The organism is Streptomyces sp. NPDC050636 (assembly GCF_040654775.1).
GTDB lineage: Bacteria > Actinomycetota > Actinomycetes > Streptomycetales > Streptomycetaceae > Streptomyces.
In genome coordinates this window covers 24,686-42,986 of sequence record NZ_JBFAIP010000058.1, presented here as the reverse complement: position 1 = coordinate 42,986, position 18,301 = coordinate 24,686, and the positions used below count along the sequence as shown (strand labels likewise).

Sequence of the window (18,301 nt, the reverse complement as noted above, 5' to 3'; positions counted from 1 at the left end):
GGGGTGGGGCGGCCTGCCCCGACCTGGTGCTTGGTGTTCTCTCCCGAGCGGCCCCGCCCGTAATCCCCGCCGGGGTGTGGGCGGGAATTCCGGGTCATGGCTGACCTTCCTTGAAGCGGAATGCGACCTGATTCTGTCAGGAGACGCGCCGGACGAGGTCGCCGGAGACGCTGCGCAACTTCTCCCGGGTCTCCTCCAGTTCGCGTTCCGGGCGGGAGTTCCCGACGACGCCGGCGCCGGCCCGCAGCCAGGTCTCGCCGTCACGGGAGAAGACGGTGCGCAGTACCAGCGCCGCGTCCATCGAACCGTCCGCGTCGACGGTCATGACGGTGCCCGCGTAGGGGCCGCGAACCGGCTCGTCACGGCGTATGAGGTCGTACGCCGCGTGCTTGGGCACTCCGGAGGCGGTCACAGCGGGGAAGGCCGCCGCGAAGGCGTCCCAGGAGCTGCCGCCCTCGGGAAGCCGGCCCACCACCCGGGAGGCGAGGTGCTGCACCTTGCCCCGCTCCGCGATGCGCATGTAGTCCTGTACGACGACGGTGTCCGGCTTGCAGGGACCCATGAGCTCGTCCACCGCGACCTTCACCGAAATGGCGTGCTCGTGCAGCTCCTTGGCGTCGCTGAGCAGATCCTCACGCAGTTGCCGGTCGGTGGCCGCGTCGCCGGTTCGCCGCCGTGTACCGGCCAGTGGCTGAGTGGTGACCTGGCCCTCACTGGTGACCTCCACGACGGTCTCCGGGCTGAAGCCCACGGCCCTGAGGCCGTCCAGGTGCAGGAGGAAGGAGCGCGCCGGGGTGTTGGCACGCCGGCCGGCCACATACGTCGCCGGGAAGTCGAGCTCCTCGGCGACCGGCACCAGGCGGGAGAGCACCACCTTCTGCAGCCGTCCGTCGTTGATGTCCTCGATGGCCGCCAGGACGGCCCGGGAGTACTCGGCGGCGGAGGCTTCCAGGTCCACGTCGGCGCGGGGGGCGGTGGGGCCGCCGAGGTCCGCCGGCTCGGACAGCGCGTCGGCAACAGCGCCGAGAGCATCCGGGTCCAGGCTGCGGATCAGCGTGTAGCCGTCGTGGAGGCGGACTTCGGTGTGCGGCACCATCAGGTGCGCGAGCACCTGGTCCGAGGCGTCCGCGCTGCCGGCCGGGTTGCCGGAAATGGCGTAGGCGAGTTCGAAGGCGCACCAGCCGTAGACCCGCCAGTCGTCGAGGTCCACATCCCGCAGGAAACTCCGCACCGGTTCGAGTGGATCGCCGTGCCACTCGGTCTCGGTGACCTCGCCCCCGCTCACCACGCGAGCGGTGCGCTGGTTCAGGCGGAGTTCGGAGTGGGTGCCCAGGGCTATCGACAGCCCCTCGGGGGTCTCGTAGACGACATGGCTGTCGAACTGCTGGGAGGCGGCCAGCTGGGCCGCGACGGCGTGCCGGTCGCCGGCGGCCGCTGCCTTCATCGTGTGGTATCGGTTCGGCATGGCGATTCCTTTCAGCTGAGTCAGACCGCGAGGCTCTGGAGCACGAGGCCGGTGAGGGACCGTTTGTCGACCTTGCCGACACCGGTCAACGGCAGCGCGGAGAAGGACTCCAGGCGGTCGGGCAGTTTGTACGCGGCCAGGCCGCGGGCACGCAGAGCGGCGTGCACCTCTTCGAGCGTGGGCGGGTCCGCGGGGTCCTGCGGAACGATGCAGGCACAGGTCTGCTCGCCCATGTACGGGTCGGGCAGGCCGATGACCGCCGCCACCCGGATGCGGGGGTCGGCGAGCAGATGCCCCTCGACCTCTTCGGCCGGGACCTTCTCCCCGCCGCGGTTGATCACATCGTTGAGGCGTCCGACGACGGCGAGGTTGCCGGAGGGGGTGAGCCGCACCACGTCGCCGGTACGGAAGAAGCCGTCCGCGGTGAAGCGGGTGCGGTTGCCCTCGGCCGCGCGGTAGTAGCCGCGCAGGGTGTACGGGCCCCTGGCCAGGAGTTCACCGGGCTGTCCCGGCGCGACATCGACGCCGCTTTCGTCGACGATCCGGATCTCGTCGCCGGGCGAGAGCGGGCGTCCCTGGGTCTGGACGACGACCTCGGCGGGGTCGTCGAGCCGGGTGAAGTTCAGCAGCCCCTCGGCGAGTCCGTAGACCTGCTGCAGGGTGCAGCCGAGTTCGGGTGCCACCCGCGCGGCGGTGACGGGGTCCAGCCGTGAGCCGCCGACCTGGAGCAGCTTGAGGCCGGAGAGATCGTGCGAGGTGATCTTGGCGATCTCCAGCCACAGCGGGACGAGCGGCGGGACCAGGGAGGTCACGGTGTCATGGCTGCGGGCCAGCAGCGGGAAACAGTCCTCCGGTGACGGCGATGCCGCGAGCGCCACCGTGCCGCCCACCCGCAGGGTGCCCAGCACGCCGGGGCAGGCCAGCGCGAAGTTGTGGGCGGCGGGGAGCGCCACCAAGTACGTGCTGTCCGGCCCGACTCCGCACAGTCGGGCGCTCTGCCGCAGCTGGTACGCGTAGTCCGCATGCGTCCGCGGGATGAGCTTGGGCTTGCCGGTCGTCCCGCCGGACAGCAGGAAGAGCGCCACGTCGTGCGGGTCGGGAGCCGGCAGGTGCTCGGGGTCCGCGTCCACGTCCGCCAGGGCGGTGTACGGGCCCGGGTCACCGGCCACCAGGACGTGCCGGAGTGTGTCGGTGCGGCCTTGGACCTCGGCGGCGAGCGCACGGTAGTCGAAGCCGAGCAGTTCGTCCGGGCATACGTAGGCCAACGCGCCGGAGACCTCCACGAGGTGGACGATCTCCGCGCCGCGGTGCGCCGGGAGGGCGAAGACCGGCAGGGCGCCCATCCGGAACAGTGCGCAGGAGAGCACCACGAACTCGGCCACGTTGGGGAGTTGGACCACGACACGGTCGCCGGCGGCCAGACCTCGGGCGCGCAGCCCGGCGGCGAGGCGGTCGGCGGCCAGGTCCAGCTCCGCGTAGGTCATGGTGCGGTCGGCGGTGCGCAGGGCGATCCGTTCGGCGCGGCCGGGCTCCGGGGCGGGCCATCTGCCGAGCGTCTCGTCGTTCCAGTAGCCCCTGGCCCGGTACTCGTGCGCCAGCGACTCGGGCCAAGGGACACAGCCATCGAGCATTTCTGCTCCTTAAGGGATCGGTGCCTTAAAGGGGGGTGAGGGGAGGCCGGCCGGGCTCAGGCGGCAGCCGGGCGGAGTTCGAGGGTGCAGCACTTGACGCTGCCACCGCCCTTGAGGAGTTCGGTGAGGTCGATGCCGATCGGCTCGTAGCCGCGCTCGCGCAGCTGGGCGGCCAGGCCGGTGGCAGCCTCCGGCAGGACCACGTGCTTCCCGTCGCTCACCGCGTTGAGCCCGAAGACCGCGGCCTGCGACGGCTCCGCCAGGATCGCCCCGGGGAAGAGCTCTTCCAGGACGGTCCTGCTCTCCGGGGTGAACGCCGCCGGGTTGTACATCACCTCGTCGCCGTCGAGCACCGCGAGGGCGGTGTCCAGGTGGTAGTAGCGCTCGTCGACCAGGTCGAGGCTCACGACGGGGCGGCCCCAGAACTCCTGGGCCTCGGCGTGTGATTCGGGCGTGCTGCGGAATCCCTTGCCGGCCAGCACCCGGTTGTCCGTGACGAGGAAGTCGCCCTCGCCCTCGTTGACGTGTACCGGGTCGTGCAGTTCCTGGTATCCGTGGGCGCGGAACCAGTCCAGGTAGGCGGGGCCCTCGCCGGCCCGCTCCGGGTTGCGGAAGCGGGCGCCGAGCACCTTGCCGTCGACGACGGTCGCGCCGTTGGCCGCGTACACCATGTCGGGGTAGTCGGCGAGCGGCTCGATCAGTTCGACGGTGTGACCCAACTCAAGGTAGAGCGACCGGAGTTGCTCCCACTGGGCGACCGCGAGCGCGGTGTCCACCGGCTTCGTCGGGTCCATCCAGGGGTTGATCGAGTAGTCGACCCGGAAGTGCGTGGGGCGGCACATGAGGTAGCGGCGGGGTCGCGCGGTACGGGTGGCGGAGGCGGTCATGCCTGTTCTCCTATGGGTCGGATCGGGTGGGCCCGCACCAGGGGTGGCGGGGCGGGCCGGAGTTGCGGCTCGTGGCCGCGGTCCGGCGTGTCAAAGGGCAGGGAAGTTCGCTTCGAGCGCGGCGAGCGCGTCGGCGTCGAGCGAGACGAGAGCGAAGTCGGAGGGGGTGTGGCCGCCCGCACCGTCACGGTCCAGGTGGTCCGCCAGCGTGTGCAGCGCACGCACCCACTCTTCGCTCAGTGCCGCCACCTCCCGCTCTGCTCCGGGCCCCGTCGGCCAGGTGCACATCAGGCGCAGCAGGGGCGTGCCGCCGGCCGAGGAGCGGTAGGTGCACAGCTCCAGGGCTGCCGGGGCCGGACCGCCGGGCGAGGCGCCCGGCTGGACGTCCGGGCCCTCGGCCAGGTCGGCGCACGGCAGCGTCGACCAGTCGGTGTCGGTGTCGGTGTCGGTGTCGGTGTCGGTGTCGGTGTCGGTGTCGGTGTCGATCAGTGTGTCGTGGTGTACGAAGTGCAGGCCGGGGGCGGGGAACCGGCCGTCCAGCGCGTCGTACCCCAGGCTCTCCGCGGTTGTCCGGCGGGCGTCCTCCTTGACGCGCTTGAGCAGTGCGCCGGGATCCTGGTGTGCGTGGTCAGTGCCGAACCGCACGGCGAGCCGGATGTCGAACCGCCCGACGCAGCCGGCGGGTTCGGTGCCGTTCGCCGTCCAACCGGACAGCACCGCGGCGTCCCGGCCCGAGCGGGTCAGCTCGACCCGCACGCCGTCGGACACGTCGGAGGTGCGCTCCTCGCACCGCCGGAGCGTCGCCAACGCGAGCCCGGTCAGCAGGACTTCGGCGAGGTCCGCGTGGAATCTCCCGGCGATGCGGTCCAGCGCGGCCGTCGTAGGGCCGTCGGCGAGTTCCACGGTCCGGGTGACCCGGGGCGCGGTGGCCGGACCCCAGAGATCCCTGAACGCGTCGGGCCCGGACAACACGGCCTGCCAGTGAGCCCGCGCCGTGTCCTCGGCCCGGCGCAGCACGCGTTCGTGCTCCCGCGCCCAACCCGCGTACGCGGCGGGGGTGGTGTCGTGGCCGCTCCCCCGGCCCAGCGCGGCCAGGTCGGCGAGCAGAATGCGCCAGGAGTCAGCGTCGGCGGCCATCGGGTGGACGCTGAGCAGCAGCCGGCCCTGGGCATGCGCCCCGCCCTCCCACCAGGCCGCGTCGAGGAGTACGCCGCGGCGGGGGGCGAGCCGCTCCTGTGCCGCGTCCCGCTGACGGCGTACGGATTCCCCGAACGCTTCGGCGGTCGGCTCGACGTCGACCGAGGTCAGCAGGGATGCGGCGCGCGCTCCTCCGGTACGCCGGATCCGCAGCCCTGTGCCGTCCGGCACGGACCGCAGGATGTCGTGCCGGTCGAGCAGGCCTTGCAGCACCTCGGTGAGGCGTTCGCGGGTCGTCCCCACGGGCAGCCGCAGCAGTGCCGACCAAGGGCGCGGCGCGCCTGCCCCGGCGTCGGTCAGCCGACGTACGGTGGGGGTCAGCGGCACGGGTGCGGTGCTCCCGTCCGGGTTGTCCGGCGCGGCCGCGGCTGCCGCCAACGCCGCGAGACCGGCCGGGGTGGGGTGCTGGAAGATGTCCCACGGTGAGATGGGCAGCCCCGCGGCCTTGGCCCGGCTCGCCAGCTGGATGGACAGAATGCTGTCGCCGCCGAGCTCGAAGAACCTGTCCCGCATCCCGACCGCCGGCAGGCCCAGTACCTGCGCGAACAGCCCGGCGAGCAGTTCCTCTTCCGGGGTGCTCGGCTTGTCGTCGCCCACGGCGGCGCTGAAGTCGGGTGCCGGCAGTGCCCGTCGGTCCAGCTTTCCGCTGGGGGTCCGCGGGAGTGCGTCGACCAGGACCGTGGCGGCGGGGACCATGTAGTCCGGCAACCGGGCGGCGATGTGTGCGCGCAGCTCCGGCCCGTCCGGCGTCCGGCCGTTCCGCTCCGCCTGCGGCTCGGGCACCGCGTAGGCGACCAGGGCGGTACCGCCGGCACCGTCGGTCCGGGCCACCACGGCGGCCTCGGCGATGTCCGCGCGTTCCAGGAGCAGGGTCTCGATCTCACCGGGTTCGATCCGGAAGCCCCGGATCTTGACCTGGTCGTCGGCCCGCCCGGCGTATCCCAGGGCGCCGTCGGCCCTTCGGCGTACCAGATCACCGGTGCGGTACATGCGGCTGCCGGGCGGCCCGTACGGGTCCGGGACGAAACGCTGCGCGGTCAGCCGGGGGCGGCGCAGGTAGCCACGGGCGATTCCGTCACCGGCGATGTAGAGCTCGCCGACTCCTGCGCTCGGCACCGGCTGGAGATCGGCGTCGAGGACGTGGGCCCGGGTGTTCCACAGCGGTCCGTCGAGTGCCGGGTCCGCGCCGTCGACCTCCGTGTACAGGCTGTCCGCGCTGGCTTCCGAGGAGCCGTAGAAGTTCAGCAACCGGGCGTGCGGGAAGACTTCGGCGAAGCGTTCGGCCACGGCCGCGGGGAGGGCCTCGCCGCTGCTGATCCACAGGTCGCAGCCGGCGAAGCGGGAGCGGTCGCTGTCGTCGAGTTCCAGGATGGCCGAGAGCAGGCTGGGTACCACGGTGATCCGGGCCGCGCCGTGCCGCTGGATGAGGGCGCCGAGGTCGACCGGGCTCTTGGCGGCGATCTGATCGGCGAGCACGACGGTGCCGCCGTGCAGCAGCGGTCCCAGCAGCTCACTGGTGCCGTCGAGGAAGCTCAGGGAGGTCTTCGCGCACACCGGGGCATCGGGGTGCCAGGGGTAGCGCCGGTGGAACCACGTCAGGCGGTTGACCAGACCCTTGTGCAGTCCGACGACGCCCTTGGGGGTGCCGGTGGAGCCGGAGGTGTAGATGACGTACGCAGGGCTGTCGGGGGTGAGCCCGGTGAGGTGCGGGTCGGTCGTCCCTTGCCGGGCGAGCCGGACCTGCACCGCCGGGTCGTCCAGCAGGACATGCCGGGTGGTCTCGGCGTCGGGCAGGGCGGCCGCCACGTCCGAGGTGGTCAGGAGCAGGCCCGGGGCGGCGTCACGATGGATCAGTTCCAGGCGTTCGGCCGGGTAGTCCGGGTCCAGGGGCAGGTAGGCGGCGCCTGCCTTCAGTACGGCCAGCAGGCCCACGACCATGTCGACGGAGCGCCGCAGGGCGAGGCCGATCACGGACTCCGGCCCCGCGCCCAGGCCGATGAGGAGCCGGGCGAGTTGGTTGGCGCGGGCGTTGAGCTCGGCGTAGGTGAGTGTTTCCTGGCCGAAGACCAGGGCTGTCCGGTCGGGCGTCCGCCCGGCCTGGGCCGCGAAGAGCGTGCCCAGCGGTCCGTCGGGTACCTGGTGGGTGGTGTCGTTCCACTTGACGAGTACCTTTTCGCGCTCGTCCGGTGTGAGGAGGGACGCCGCGCGGACCGGCTGTTCCGGGTGGCGCACGAGGTCGGTCAGCAGCTGTTCCAGCTGTGCCAGCAGCGCCTCGATGGTCTCGTGCCGGAACAGGTCCGTGCGGTAGGTCGCCTCCAGGGCGAGCTCGTCGCCGGCGACCACGGCGGCCAGGGTCAGTTCGAACTGGCTGGTGCCGTTGGAGACCGGGCGCGGAGTCACCCGCACCCCCGGCAGGGTGAACTCGCGGAAGGTGTCGGTGCGCAGCAGGAACATCACGTCGAAGGGGGTGTTCCGGCTGGAGGTGCGGTGCGGCCGCAGCTCCTGGAGGACGCTTTCGAAGGGCAGTTGCTGGTGCTCGTAGCCGTCCGTGCAGACCGTGCGTACCCGTTCCAGCACCTCGTGGAAGCTGGGGTCACCGGCCAGGCCGACGCGCAGCAGCAGCGTGTTGTCGAAGTTGCCGATGAGGTTCTCGAACTCGGTGCGGTCACGGTTCATGGCCGGCGTGCCCAGGGCGATGTCCCGGCTTCCGGTGCGGCGTCCGAGCAGGACCGCCGCGGCGGCGAGCAGCACCATGAAGGGGGTGACCCGCTGCTCGCGGGCCAGGTCGCGGACTCGCGCGGCCATGTCGGGGCCCAGCGGCCTGGCGTGCGTCGCGCCGTCCTCGGCGGGGGTGGCGGGGCGCGGGAAGTCGGTGGGCAGTGCGGTCGGCTCCGGCCAGGGCGTCAACCGGCTTCGCCAGTAATCGAGTTGGCGCGCGGTCCAGGTGTCGGTGTTCCGTTCCTGTTCCCACGTGGCGAAGTCCGCGTACTGGGCCTGCGGGGGTGGCACCGGCGCGCCACCGTCGGTGGTCCGTCGCCGGTAGGACTCGGCGAGCTCGCCGAAGAGGACGTTCCAGCTGCCCTCGTCCAGCGCGATGTGGTGCGCGACGAGCACGAGGACATGGTCCGTGTCGCCGGTGCGCAGCAGCGCGGCGCGCAGCGGCGGCTCGACGGCCAGGTCGAAGGGCTGCCTGCCGAGTTCGGCGGCATGGTGGTCCGCCGCGGCGGCGCGCTCGTCGGCGGGTGTGCCGCGGAGGTCCGCCAGGGTCAGCGGCAGCGCCGGGTCGGTGACGGCCTCGGGCGTCACGGTGCCGTCCGCGGTCTCGCGGTAGACGGTGTGCAGCACCTCGTGCCGGCGTTGCACATCCGACAGGGCCGCCTCCAGGGCCGTGATGTCCAGGTGGCCTTCGATGTGGAAGGCGATGCACAGGTTGTAGGCGGCGGCTTCGGGGGCGAGCTTCTGGAGGGCCCACATCCGCCGTTGAGCGGAGGAGAGCGTGGGCGTGCGCCGGGCGTCCGGCGTACCGGAAGCGTGGCCGGGCCCGGTGCCACCGCGTGCTGCCAGCCCGCGTTCGGCGAGCTTGCGGCGCAGCAGTTCCTTCTTCTTCGCGGCGATCCGGTCGGTGTCGTGGCTCTGGTTCTCGGGCTGTTCAGACAAGGAACGGGGCGCCTTCCTCGTGCGTACCGGCGGCGGGCTGCTGCTGAGCGGTGCCCCAGAATTTGCCGAAGATCAGGCGCTCGTCCGGCAGCGACTCCGGGATCGGGCGCGAGATGAGGGTGTAGTTGAGGAAGTGCCGCCAGGTGATGTTGCCTGAGACACTGGTGCCTCCCCAACTGCCGCTGGAGAGCGTGGTGGTGAAGGGCACGCCGCTGGCGAAGCTGCCGGTGTTGGTCATCGTCGACTGGTTGACCACCACCCGGCAGGTGGTGATCGTCTCCGCGAGCTGCATCACCCGGTCGGCGCGGGTGCTGTGGATGGCGCAGCTGTGGCCCCGGCCGCACCGGTCCGAGAGGGTCTGGACGAGGTGCACGGCGTGGTCGAAGCTGTCGTAGGTGAGCAGGGTGACCAGTGGAGCGATCTTCTCCCGCAGGATGGGGTCGTCGCGCTCGGGGTCGGTGCCGGTCAGGGCGAGCACGGTGGCCTTGTCCGGATCTGCGAGGGCGACCCCGGCCCGTTCGGCGATCGAGGTGGCCGGGCGGCCGACCATGTCGCGGTCGAGTTTGCCGTCCTCGGACCACAGCACGCCGCGGATCCGCCGGGTCTCCTCCTCCGAGCACAGGTGCACGCCGTGCCGGACCAGTTCGCTGCGGAAGCGGTCGGCCACCGAGGAGTGCACCAGTACGTTGCTCTCCGAGGAGCAGGACGTCCCGTTGTTGTAGCCGGCCCCGAACGCCACCTTCTCCGCGGCGTCGGCCAGGTCCGCCGTCTCATCGACGATGACCGTCGGGTTTCCCTCACCCGCGCCGATGGCGGGGGTTCCGCTCTCGTACGCACGCCGTACGGTTCCCGTGCCGCCCACCGCGACGATGTGGTCCGCCGCCCGCATGAGCTCCACGGCCGCCTGACGGCCCGTCACTTCCAGGCACTGCACCAGGTCCCGGGGCGCACCCACCGAGTCCAGCGCGTCCCGCATCAACTCGACCGTCCGCTGCGCGGTGCGGTGCGCTCGGGGGTTGGGGGTGAAAACCGCCGCGTTGCGGGTCTTGAGGATCGGTAGGGCGTTGCAGATCAGACCCGGTGCGGGGGCGGTGGCCGGACTGGCCGCGGCGATCACTCCCAGCGGCTTGGCGAGCTTCACCAGGCCCAGCTCGGGGAGGTCCTCGACGACGCCGACCGTGGGCATGCCGTGCAGGTCCCGCAGAATGCCGAGGACCCTGCGACGTTGCAGCGCACAGAGGTGCTCGCGGTCGCCGAGGCCGGTCTCACGCTCGCTGAGCAGGGCGAGCTCGCGGGCGGTGTCCTCCTGGTAGAACTGCCAGCCGACGGCCGCGACGACGTCGTCGACCTGTTGCTGGGACCATGTGGCGAACTCTTCCTGGGCGACGCGGGCGCGCCGCACCGCCGCTCGTACGGTTTCGGTGACCATGGTTCAACTCCTGCGAGAGGCGCAGTACGGACGTGGATCGGACTGCGAAGACGGGCGGGGCGGGCGTGTGCTACCGCCGGGTTGCCTGGACGGTGATCGCGTGCAGCGCCTGGAACCAGAGGTCGGCCAGCGCTTCGACGTCCGTTTCGGCGAGCAGCGCTTCGGGCCAGGACCAGCGCACGTGGAGTTCGGGTCCGTCGGGACGATTGAGGGTGTAGGCGTTGACATCGAGGCTGTAGGTGACCGGCATTCCGGGGTCTGCTGCGTCGCTGAAGTCGGCCTGTTCGTCGGCGATGGCGAACTCCGCGGCGGCCGTCTCGCCGGTGGTGAACCGCCCCAGATAGTTGAACTCGATCTGTGGAACCGGGAGTTGGGCCAGCAGCTCGCCCGTCGCGGGGTTGAGGTGACGCAGGAGTCCGTAGCCGATGCCGTTGTCCGGCACGGCCCGCAGGTGTTCGCCGACCCGCTTGACCACGTCGGTCAGTTCGCCGCCGCCGTCCAGCGCCCGGTCCAGGTCGACGGGGCCGGGGTCGAGGCGTACGGGGTAGACGCCGGTGAACCAGCCCACGGTGCGCGAGAGGTCGGCACCGGGCAGCAGTTGCTCCTCGCGGCCGTGGCTCTCCAGGGCGACGAGTACGGAGCGGTCCTCTCCGGTGGCGCCGCGGCGGGTGCGCCAGGCGGCCACGGCAAGTGCCAGCGCCGAGAGCAGCACCTCGTTCACGCCGGTGCCGTGGGTGGCAGGGGCGTCGGCCAGCAGGGGCGCGGTCTGCCGCGCGGGAAGGGTCCGGGTGACGTGCCGCAGGGTTCCCACGGTGTCGCGCGCCGCGTCGAGCGGCCGGTTGGTCAGCAGCGGGTCGCCGCCGTCCAACACCTCTCTCCACAGGGCGAGTTCGGCGGCCCGCTCGGGCCGGCGGGCCTCCGCAGGGAGGGCCTGGGCCCAGCGGCGGAAGGAGGTGGGTACGGGTGCGGGGTCGGGGGTGTCCCCGGCCAGGGCCGCGCGGCAGGCCGCCGAAAGGTCGGGCAGCAGGATCCGCCAGGACACGCCGTCGACGACGAGGTGGTGGCCCAGGACGAGCAGCCGGTCGCGGTCCCGTTCGCCGGTGTCGCACCAGATGACCTGGAGGACCACACCGTCGGCCGGGGCGAACCGGGTGAGCGCGGCGTCGTACGCGGCGGCCAGGGCGCGGCGTGCCTCCTGCGGGGTGCGGCCGGTGGCGTCCACGCGGTGCACGATGTCGCTCGCCACCACGGATCCGGCCGGACGTACCTCGAAGTCGGCGGTGTTGCTGCCGGGCGTCCAGGTGAAGCGGGTGCGCAGCACGTCGTGCCGGTCCAGGAGCGCCTGGACGGCGGTGACCAGCGCGTCGTGGGTGAGGTCGAAGGGCAGCCGGAGCAGGTTGCCCTGTGCGTAGCGGTCGATGGGGCCGCCGGTGCCGGTCAGCCACCGCATGATGGGCGTCGGCGGCAGCTGGCCCGTACCGGTGTCGTCGGCCGGTGCCCCGGCCCCCGTGGTGGCGGACGCGGCAATGGCCAGGTCGGCGATCGAGGCGGCGGCGAAGACGTCCTTGGGTGAGATGGCGAGGCCCAACGCGCGTGCACGTCCGGTGAGTTGGATGGAAACGATGCTGTCGCCGCCCAGCTCGAAGAAGTTGTCCTCAGGGCCGACGGCGGGCAGTCCCAGGAGTTCGGCGACCAGCGTGCACAGGGCGCGTTCCGGCTCGGTGCGCGGGGGACGGGAGGTGCTGGTGGCGGTGGCGGCCGGGACGGGCAGCGCGGCCCGGTCGAGCTTTCCGTGGGTGGTCAGGGGGAGTTCGGGCAGCGGCACCAGGGCGGCGGGGACCATGTAGTCGGGCAGCGCGCCGGTCAGGTGGGCGCGCAGCCCGGCCGGGTCCAGCTCTGTACCCGGTACCGGCACGGCATAGCCGACCAGCCGCTTGACGCCGGGGCGGTCCTCGCGGACGACGACGGCGCACTGGGCGACGTCGGGGTGGGCACCGAGCGCGGTCTCCACCTCGCCCAGCTCGACCCGGAAGCCGCGGATCTTGACCTGGTGGTCGGTGCGGCCGGAGAAGTCCAGTTGTCCCTCGGGGGTCCAGCGCACCACGTCGCCGGTGCGGTACATCCGGGTGCCGGACGCGCCGAACGGGTCCGCGACGAAGCGGGACGCACTCACCCCGGGCCTGCGCAGATAGCCGCGGGCGAGCCCGTTGCCGGCGAGGTAGAGCTCGCCGTCGACGCCCGGCGGCACGGGGTTGAGGAAGTCGTCCAGGACGTAGGCGCGGATGTTCCCGATGGGGCGGCCGATGACCGGGGTGGGACTGTCGCCCACCTCGGCGACCACGGAGTCCACGGTGCATTCGGTGGGACCGTAGAAGTTGTAGCCGCGGGTGGTCGTCAGATCGCGCAGCTCGTCCCAGATGGCCTGCGGAACGGCCTCGCCGCCCACGCCGAGCCCGGCCAGCGGGCTGCGCCGGCCGGTGACGAGTCCCGCGGCGGACAGCTGTCCGTAGAAGGACGGCGAGACCTCGATGAAGTCGATCTGCCGCGCGCGCAGCCAGTCCAGCTGACGCTGCGGGTCGCGCCGGGTGTCCTCGTCCAGGATCTCGATGGTGTGCCCGGCGAAGAGGGCCAGCAGCGGCTGCCAGGAGGCGTCGAAGGAGAACGACCAGCCGTGGCCCACCCGCAGCCGGCGCCCGGCAGCCTCGGCGGCCGGCCCGTAGACCTGCCGCTGGTGGTTGGCGAAGAGGCTGATGACGTTCTGGTGGACGGTGACCACGCCCTTGGGGTCGCCGGTGGAGCCCGAGGTGTAGATGACGTACGCGGGGTGGTGCGGCAGCAGGGGGCGCAGCCGCTCGGCGTCGGTCGGGGCGGTGGCGGGCATCTCGCGTAGCGCGGCGGCCAGTTGGACGGTGTCGAGGGCGGTGGTCGGCACCGTGCCCGCCGACTTGCGCAGCGCCCCGTCCAACACCTCGGCGCAGGTCAGCAGCAGCTTGGGCCGGGCGTCGGCCAGCATGTAGGTGATGCGGGAGGCGGGGTATTCGGGGTCGATGGGCACGTAGGCGGCGCCGGCCTTCTGTACGGCCAGCAGCGCGATGACGATGTCCAGGGAGCGCGGCAACGCGAGGGCGACGATGTCCTCGGTGCCGACGCCCTGGCGGATGAGCCAGTGGGCGAGCCGGTTGGCGCGGTCGTCGAGCTCGGCGAAGGTCAGCTCGGTGCCGTCGAAGGCGATGGCCGGGTGGCTGGGGGCGGCGGCAACCTGTTCGGCGAACAGGTCGGGCAGGGTCTGCTCGCGGACCTCGAACGAGGTGTCGTTCCAGTCCCGAAGGATGGTGCGCCGCTCCTGCACACCGAGGATGTCCAGCCGTCCCACCGGGCGTTCGGCGTCGTCCAGGAGCGCGTCGATCAGCCGGAGGAAGCGGTCGAGAAGGGCGGTGGCCGCCGGCTCGGCCAGCACGCCCGGCTGGTACTCGAACCCCAGGTGCATCCGGCCGTGCACGAGAAGCGGGACGAGCGTCACCGGATAGTGCGTGGCGTCGTGGTTGTCGAGCCCCTTGACCTCGACCTTGTCGGCGGTGTGCCCGCGTTCCAGGCTCTCGGAGACCAGCGGGGCGTTCTCGAAGACGATCAGGGTGTCGAACAGCTCGCCGGTGCCCGCGGCCCGCTGTACGTCGGCCAGGCCGAGGTGATGGTGGGGCCGCAGCCGGGCCTGCTCCTGCTGGATCCGTTCGAGCAGACCGCCCAGCGGCTCGTCAGGGCGCAGCCGCACCCGTACCGGCAAGGTGTTGATGAACAGCCCGATCATCGACTCGACGCCGGGCAGTTCCGCCGGGCGGCCGGAGACGGACGCGCCGAAGACCACGTCCTGACTGCCGGTCAGCCTGCCGAGCAGGACGGCCCACAGTCCTTGCACGACGGTGTTCAGGGTCAGGTTCCGCTCGCGCGCCCAGCCGCCGAGCCGCGCCGTCGTCTCTTCGCTCAGCGTGGCGGTGAGCTTCTGCGGAAACTGCGGCTCACGGGTCCGGTCCGGGCCGAACAGCAGCGTCGGGCCGCTCAGTCCGGACAGCGCCTCGCGCCAGGCGGCCTCGGCCTGCTCGGTGGACTGCCGCGCCAGCCAGGCCAGGTGGTCGCGGTACGGGTGCGGCCGCGGCATGCCCTCCGCGCGGCCGTCCCGGGCGTAGAGCTCCGACAGCTCACGGACCAGCAGCGGGATCGACCAGCCGTCGAGGAGGATGTGGTGGGCGTGGATGACGAGGTGGTGCAGCGACTCACCGAGCCGGAGCAGCCGGAAGCGCAGCAGCGGCGGCTTGGCGAGGTCGAAGCGCTCCTGCCGGTCCTCGTCCAGGACACGCTTGCGCGCCGCCTCCTGCTCGGCGGACGGCAGGCCGGTCAGGTCCGTCTCCCGCCACGGCAGCCGGAACTCCCGGGGAACGACCTGGACCGGGCGTGCCACCTGCTCGTTCCAGAATCCGGCGCGCAGATTCGGATGGCGGCGCAGCAGTGCCTCGGCCGACCGGCGCAGCACCTCGGGCGCCAGCGGTCCGCGCAGCTCCAGAACGAGCTGCATGGTGTAGACGTCCTGGGCCTGCTCGTCGAAGAGCGCCTGGAACAGGAACCCTTGCTGCAAGGGCGCCAGCGGCCAGATGTCCTCGATGCCCGACTGCTTCGTCATGTTTCTTCCCCCTCGTTCCCGTGCTGGACGGACCGGTCGTCCGTGCTGCCGTGCGCCCCGTGTGCTGGTCGGTCAGAGTTCGGCGTCGATCTCCGCCGCCGTCATGCCCTCGATCTCCAGGAAGACCTCGGCGACCAGCTCCAGACCGGCGGGGTCGCTCTCCCGTCCGGCGAGGTCGGCCGCCAGTTGGGCGACGGTCGGACCGGTCAGGACCGAACGCACCGTCAGGTCCGGTACCTCCAGGGCCTCCCGCAGCCGGCTGACGACCCGGGTGGCCAGCAGCGAGTCGCCGCCGCGCGCGAAGAAGTCGTCGTGCGCGCCGATCTTCTCGGCCCCCAGCACCCGCTCCCAGACGAGCGCGATGGCCCGCTCCAGATGGGTGCGGGGCGCCGCTGTGCCCGCGGACGCGGTCTCCTCCCGTTCGGCGGTCTCGTGTCCTTCCGCCAGGGCGCGGCGGTCCACCTTGCCGTTGGCGGTCAGCGGGAAGCGGTCCAGTACGTGCAGGGAGGCCGGGACCATGTACGCGGGCAGCTGCGAGGTCAGTGAGTCGCGGATCTCCTCGGCCGCGGGGCGCGGCTGGCCCTGGTGGAGGGTGACGAAGGCCGCGAGGCCCCGGTACCCGCTGCCGGTCGGCCGGCCGAGGGCCACCGCCACCGCCGAGGCCACCGCGGGGTGTGCGCCCAACGCCGCCTCGACCTCGCCCAGTTCGACGCGCTGCCCGCGTATCTTGACCTGGGAGTCGGCGCGGCCGGCGAACTCGATGCTGCCGTCCGGAAGGAAGCGGCCCAGGTCACCGGTGCGGTAGAGACGCTCGCCGGTGACGGGGTGCCGGCGGAAGGCGTCGGCCGTACGGTCCGGGTCGTCCCAGTATCCCGCGGCGACACCCGGACCCGCGCAGTACATCTCCCCCGTCACACCGTCCGGACGTCCGCGCAGCCCGTCCGCCAGGAGGTAGTAGCGGGTGTTGGCGATCGGCTTGCCGTACGGGATGCTGCGCCACTGGGGGTCGATGCCGTCGATCGGGTGCCAGATGTTCCACAGCGTCGTCTCGGTCGGCCCGCCGACGCTGACCACGCGTACGCCCTCGGCCACCTTGGCGAGGTCGGCGGGGACGTAGAGCGGAATCCAGTCGCCGCCCAGCAGGACCAGGCGCAGCGAGTCGATCGGGCGCGCCGAGGTGGCGGTCTCCTCCAGCAGCATCTCCATCATCGCGGGCACGGAGTTCCACAGGGTCACTCCGTGTGCGGCGATCAACTCGGCCCAGTGTGCCGGGTCCTGGGCACGGTCCGCATCGGGGACGACCACGGTGCCGCCGGCCCCCAGCACGCCGAAGATGTCGAACGTGGACATGTCGTGGTGCAGTGCGGTCACCGCCAGGCAGGTGTCGCCCTCGCCGACGCCGAACTCGTCGATCGTCGCCTGTACGGCGTTGACCATTCCGCGGTGCCGGATCATCGCGCCCTTGGGTTCGCCCGTCGAACCCGAGGTGAACAGGACGTAGGCGAGGTCGTCCGGCCCTTGGACCGCCGGCAGCGGCTCGGCGCTCAGCGTCGGGTTCAGCTCGGTGTCGACCCGGAGTACCCGTATGGCGTCGGGCACCCGCAGGCGCTCGTCCAGCCCGGACTGGGTCAGCAGCAGATCGGCTCCGGTCCTGCGCAGGATGCCGTGCAGACGGGAGGCGGGCTGGCGCGGATCGAGGGGAACGTAGGGGGCACCGGAGAGGAGCACACCGAAGGCCGCGGCGAGCTGTTCCCAGCCCTTGTCCATGGCGATGGCGACCGGCCGGTCCGGGGCGGCGCCGCGGTCCCTCAGCCAGTGCGCCACCTGGTTGGCGCGGGCGTACAACTCCGCGTACGTCAGGGTCGTTTGCGAGGTGATCACCGCGGGGCGCTCAGGACATGTCGCCACCCGGGCCTCGAAGAAGTGCTGCACCAGGACGTCCGGAACGGACTTGTCGGGACCGGCGGTCTCCGCCCGGACAGCGCCGTCGAGCAGGGTCAGCGGCTCCAGGGCATGCCAGGAGTCGGCGTTCTCCTCCAGCAGCTCCAGGAGCGACCAGAAGGCGTCGAACATCGCGTCCATCAGGCCCGGCGGGAAGAGCTCGTCCACCGCGTCCCAGTTGACGAACAGCTCACCGTCGTGTTCGTCGATCTGTACGTCCAGATAGACCTGCGGGGTCTGGGAGATGGTGCGGAGTTCCCTCAGGTGGCCCCCGAGCAGCGGCTTCTCGCCGCCCCGCAGCCCGATGGTGCTGGTCAGGACGGTCGGCATCCGGGCGCCGTGCCCGCCGCCCTGCACCCGCGCCAGCTCGCGCAGCAGCCGTACGCCGCTCACCTCCTGGTGGGACAGGTCGTGCCAGCCCTGCTCCTGGATCCGGCCCGCGCGGGCGGCGAAGCTGTCCGAGTGCCGGTTGTCCACCTCCAGCAGGGAGAAGGAGGCGAACTCGCCGAGGATGGCATCGGCCTGGGGGTGCAGCGGCATCCGGTTCATCCGCGGCACGTTGAGGGTGAAGTGCGCGCTGTCGCTCCAGGTACCGAGCACTTCGGCGAAGGCCGCCAGAGCCAGGCCGGTGGGCGTCAGGCCGCCTTCGGCTGCCCGTATCCGCAGCCGTTCCCAGCGCTCGGCGTCCATGCGGCCACGGCGGCCCACGAACCTCGGGTGAGTCACCTCGGCGGGTTCCCTGACCAGCGGAAGGCGGGGCGAGGCGGGGAGGCCGGGCAGCCGGCGGGTCCAGTACTCCAGCGACTTCTGGTAGCGCTCGGTCTCCGGCAGCGCCGCCTCGGCAAGAACATAGTCCCGAAAGGTGAGCTCCAGTTCGGGTAACTGGGCGTCGGGGTCGGCGTAGAGCACGGAGAGGTCGGCCAGCAGCAGCTTCCAGCTGAGGTAGTCGAGGATCAGCGCATCGAAGTCGATGTGGATCCTGAGCAGTCCGCCGGGCAGTCGGCAGATCACGATGCCGAACAGCGGGCTGCCGTCCACCGGGAGCACCCGGTGCGACATCCGCTCCCGGATCTCCTCGCGCACCCGGTCCGCTTCGGCCATATCGCCCTGCCGGAGGTCGATCAGCTCGATCGGCACGGGGGGCGCCTCGGGGAGTACCCGCTGCTCGCCGAGCTCCGGGTCGATGCTCAGGCGCAGCACGTCGTGCCGGGCCATCAGCCGCTCCCACACCGCGATGAAGCGCGGCACGTCGAGTTCGCCCTCGAACTCGTAGTAGGCGTGGGTGGAGACATTGCCCAGCTCGAACACGTCGGTGCGGCCGAGCAGATACGCCTGCTGGGTGTCGGTCAGCGGAAACGGCTCGAAGCGCGCCTCCGGATCGTGGGCCAACCGGGGGAGTCCGATGCTCACGCTGGATCACCT

At 71.9% G+C, this 18,301-nt stretch carries 7 protein-coding genes; all 7 read right to left on the bottom strand.

Annotated features, from left to right (window positions below; all coding sequences use genetic code 11):
- Positions 1–136: 136 nt before the first annotated feature.
- The 7 genes from AB0I10_RS29395 to AB0I10_RS29365 all read right to left on the bottom strand — a co-directional run bounded on the left by AB0I10_RS29395 (position 137) and on the right by AB0I10_RS29365 (position 18,289).
- A complete protein-coding gene (locus tag AB0I10_RS29395; RefSeq protein WP_363155684.1) occupies positions 137–1,465 on the bottom strand; it encodes a salicylate synthase in 1,329 nt (442 codons plus the stop codon).
- 20 nt (positions 1,466–1,485) lie between these two features.
- On the bottom strand, positions 1,486–3,096 hold the full coding sequence (locus tag AB0I10_RS29390; RefSeq protein WP_363155683.1) for an AMP-binding protein: 1,611 nt from the start codon (positions 3,094–3,096) through the stop codon (positions 1,486–1,488).
- Positions 3,097–3,152: 56 nt separating this feature from the next.
- Positions 3,153–3,983, bottom strand: a complete 831-nt coding sequence (gene ddaH / locus AB0I10_RS29385; protein ID WP_363155682.1) for a dimethylargininase — start codon at positions 3,981–3,983, stop codon at positions 3,153–3,155.
- Positions 3,984–4,073: 90 nt separating this feature from the next.
- Positions 4,074–8,837, bottom strand: coding sequence for an amino acid adenylation domain-containing protein (locus AB0I10_RS29380; protein WP_363155681.1), 4,764 nt, complete (start codon positions 8,835–8,837; stop codon positions 4,074–4,076).
- Positions 8,830–10,266, bottom strand: a complete 1,437-nt coding sequence (locus AB0I10_RS29375) for an aldehyde dehydrogenase family protein (protein ID WP_363155680.1) — start codon at positions 10,264–10,266, stop codon at positions 8,830–8,832. Before AB0I10_RS29375 ends, AB0I10_RS29380 begins: the two co-directional genes overlap by 8 nt.
- Before the next feature lie 70 nt (positions 10,267–10,336).
- The gene (locus tag AB0I10_RS29370) at positions 10,337–14,938 is read right to left on the bottom strand and encodes an amino acid adenylation domain-containing protein (protein WP_363155679.1); all 4,602 of its coding nucleotides are present in this window, start codon (positions 14,936–14,938) and stop codon (positions 10,337–10,339) included.
- Positions 14,939–15,010: 72 nt separating this feature from the next.
- Positions 15,011–18,289: an amino acid adenylation domain-containing protein gene (locus AB0I10_RS29365; protein ID WP_363155678.1), complete on the bottom strand. Its 3,279-nt coding sequence runs from the start codon at positions 18,287–18,289 to the stop codon at positions 15,011–15,013.
- Positions 18,290–18,301: the final 12 nt, after the last annotated feature.

Bases quoted from the DNA above. Each gene is read 5' to 3' on its own strand.
- AB0I10_RS29395 (WP_363155684.1), bottom strand. From the start codon at position 1,465: ATGCCGAACCGATACCACACGATGAAGGCAGCGGCCGCCGGCGACCGG.
- AB0I10_RS29390 (WP_363155683.1), bottom strand. From the start codon at position 3,096: ATGCTCGATGGCTGTGTCCCTTGGCCCGAGTCGCTGGCGCACGAGTAC.
- ddaH (WP_363155682.1), bottom strand. From the start codon at position 3,983: ATGACCGCCTCCGCCACCCGTACCGCGCGACCCCGCCGCTACCTCATG.
- AB0I10_RS29375 (WP_363155680.1), bottom strand. From the start codon at position 10,266: ATGGTCACCGAAACCGTACGAGCGGCGGTGCGGCGCGCCCGCGTCGCC.
- AB0I10_RS29370 (WP_363155679.1), bottom strand. From the start codon at position 14,938: ATGACGAAGCAGTCGGGCATCGAGGACATCTGGCCGCTGGCGCCCTTG.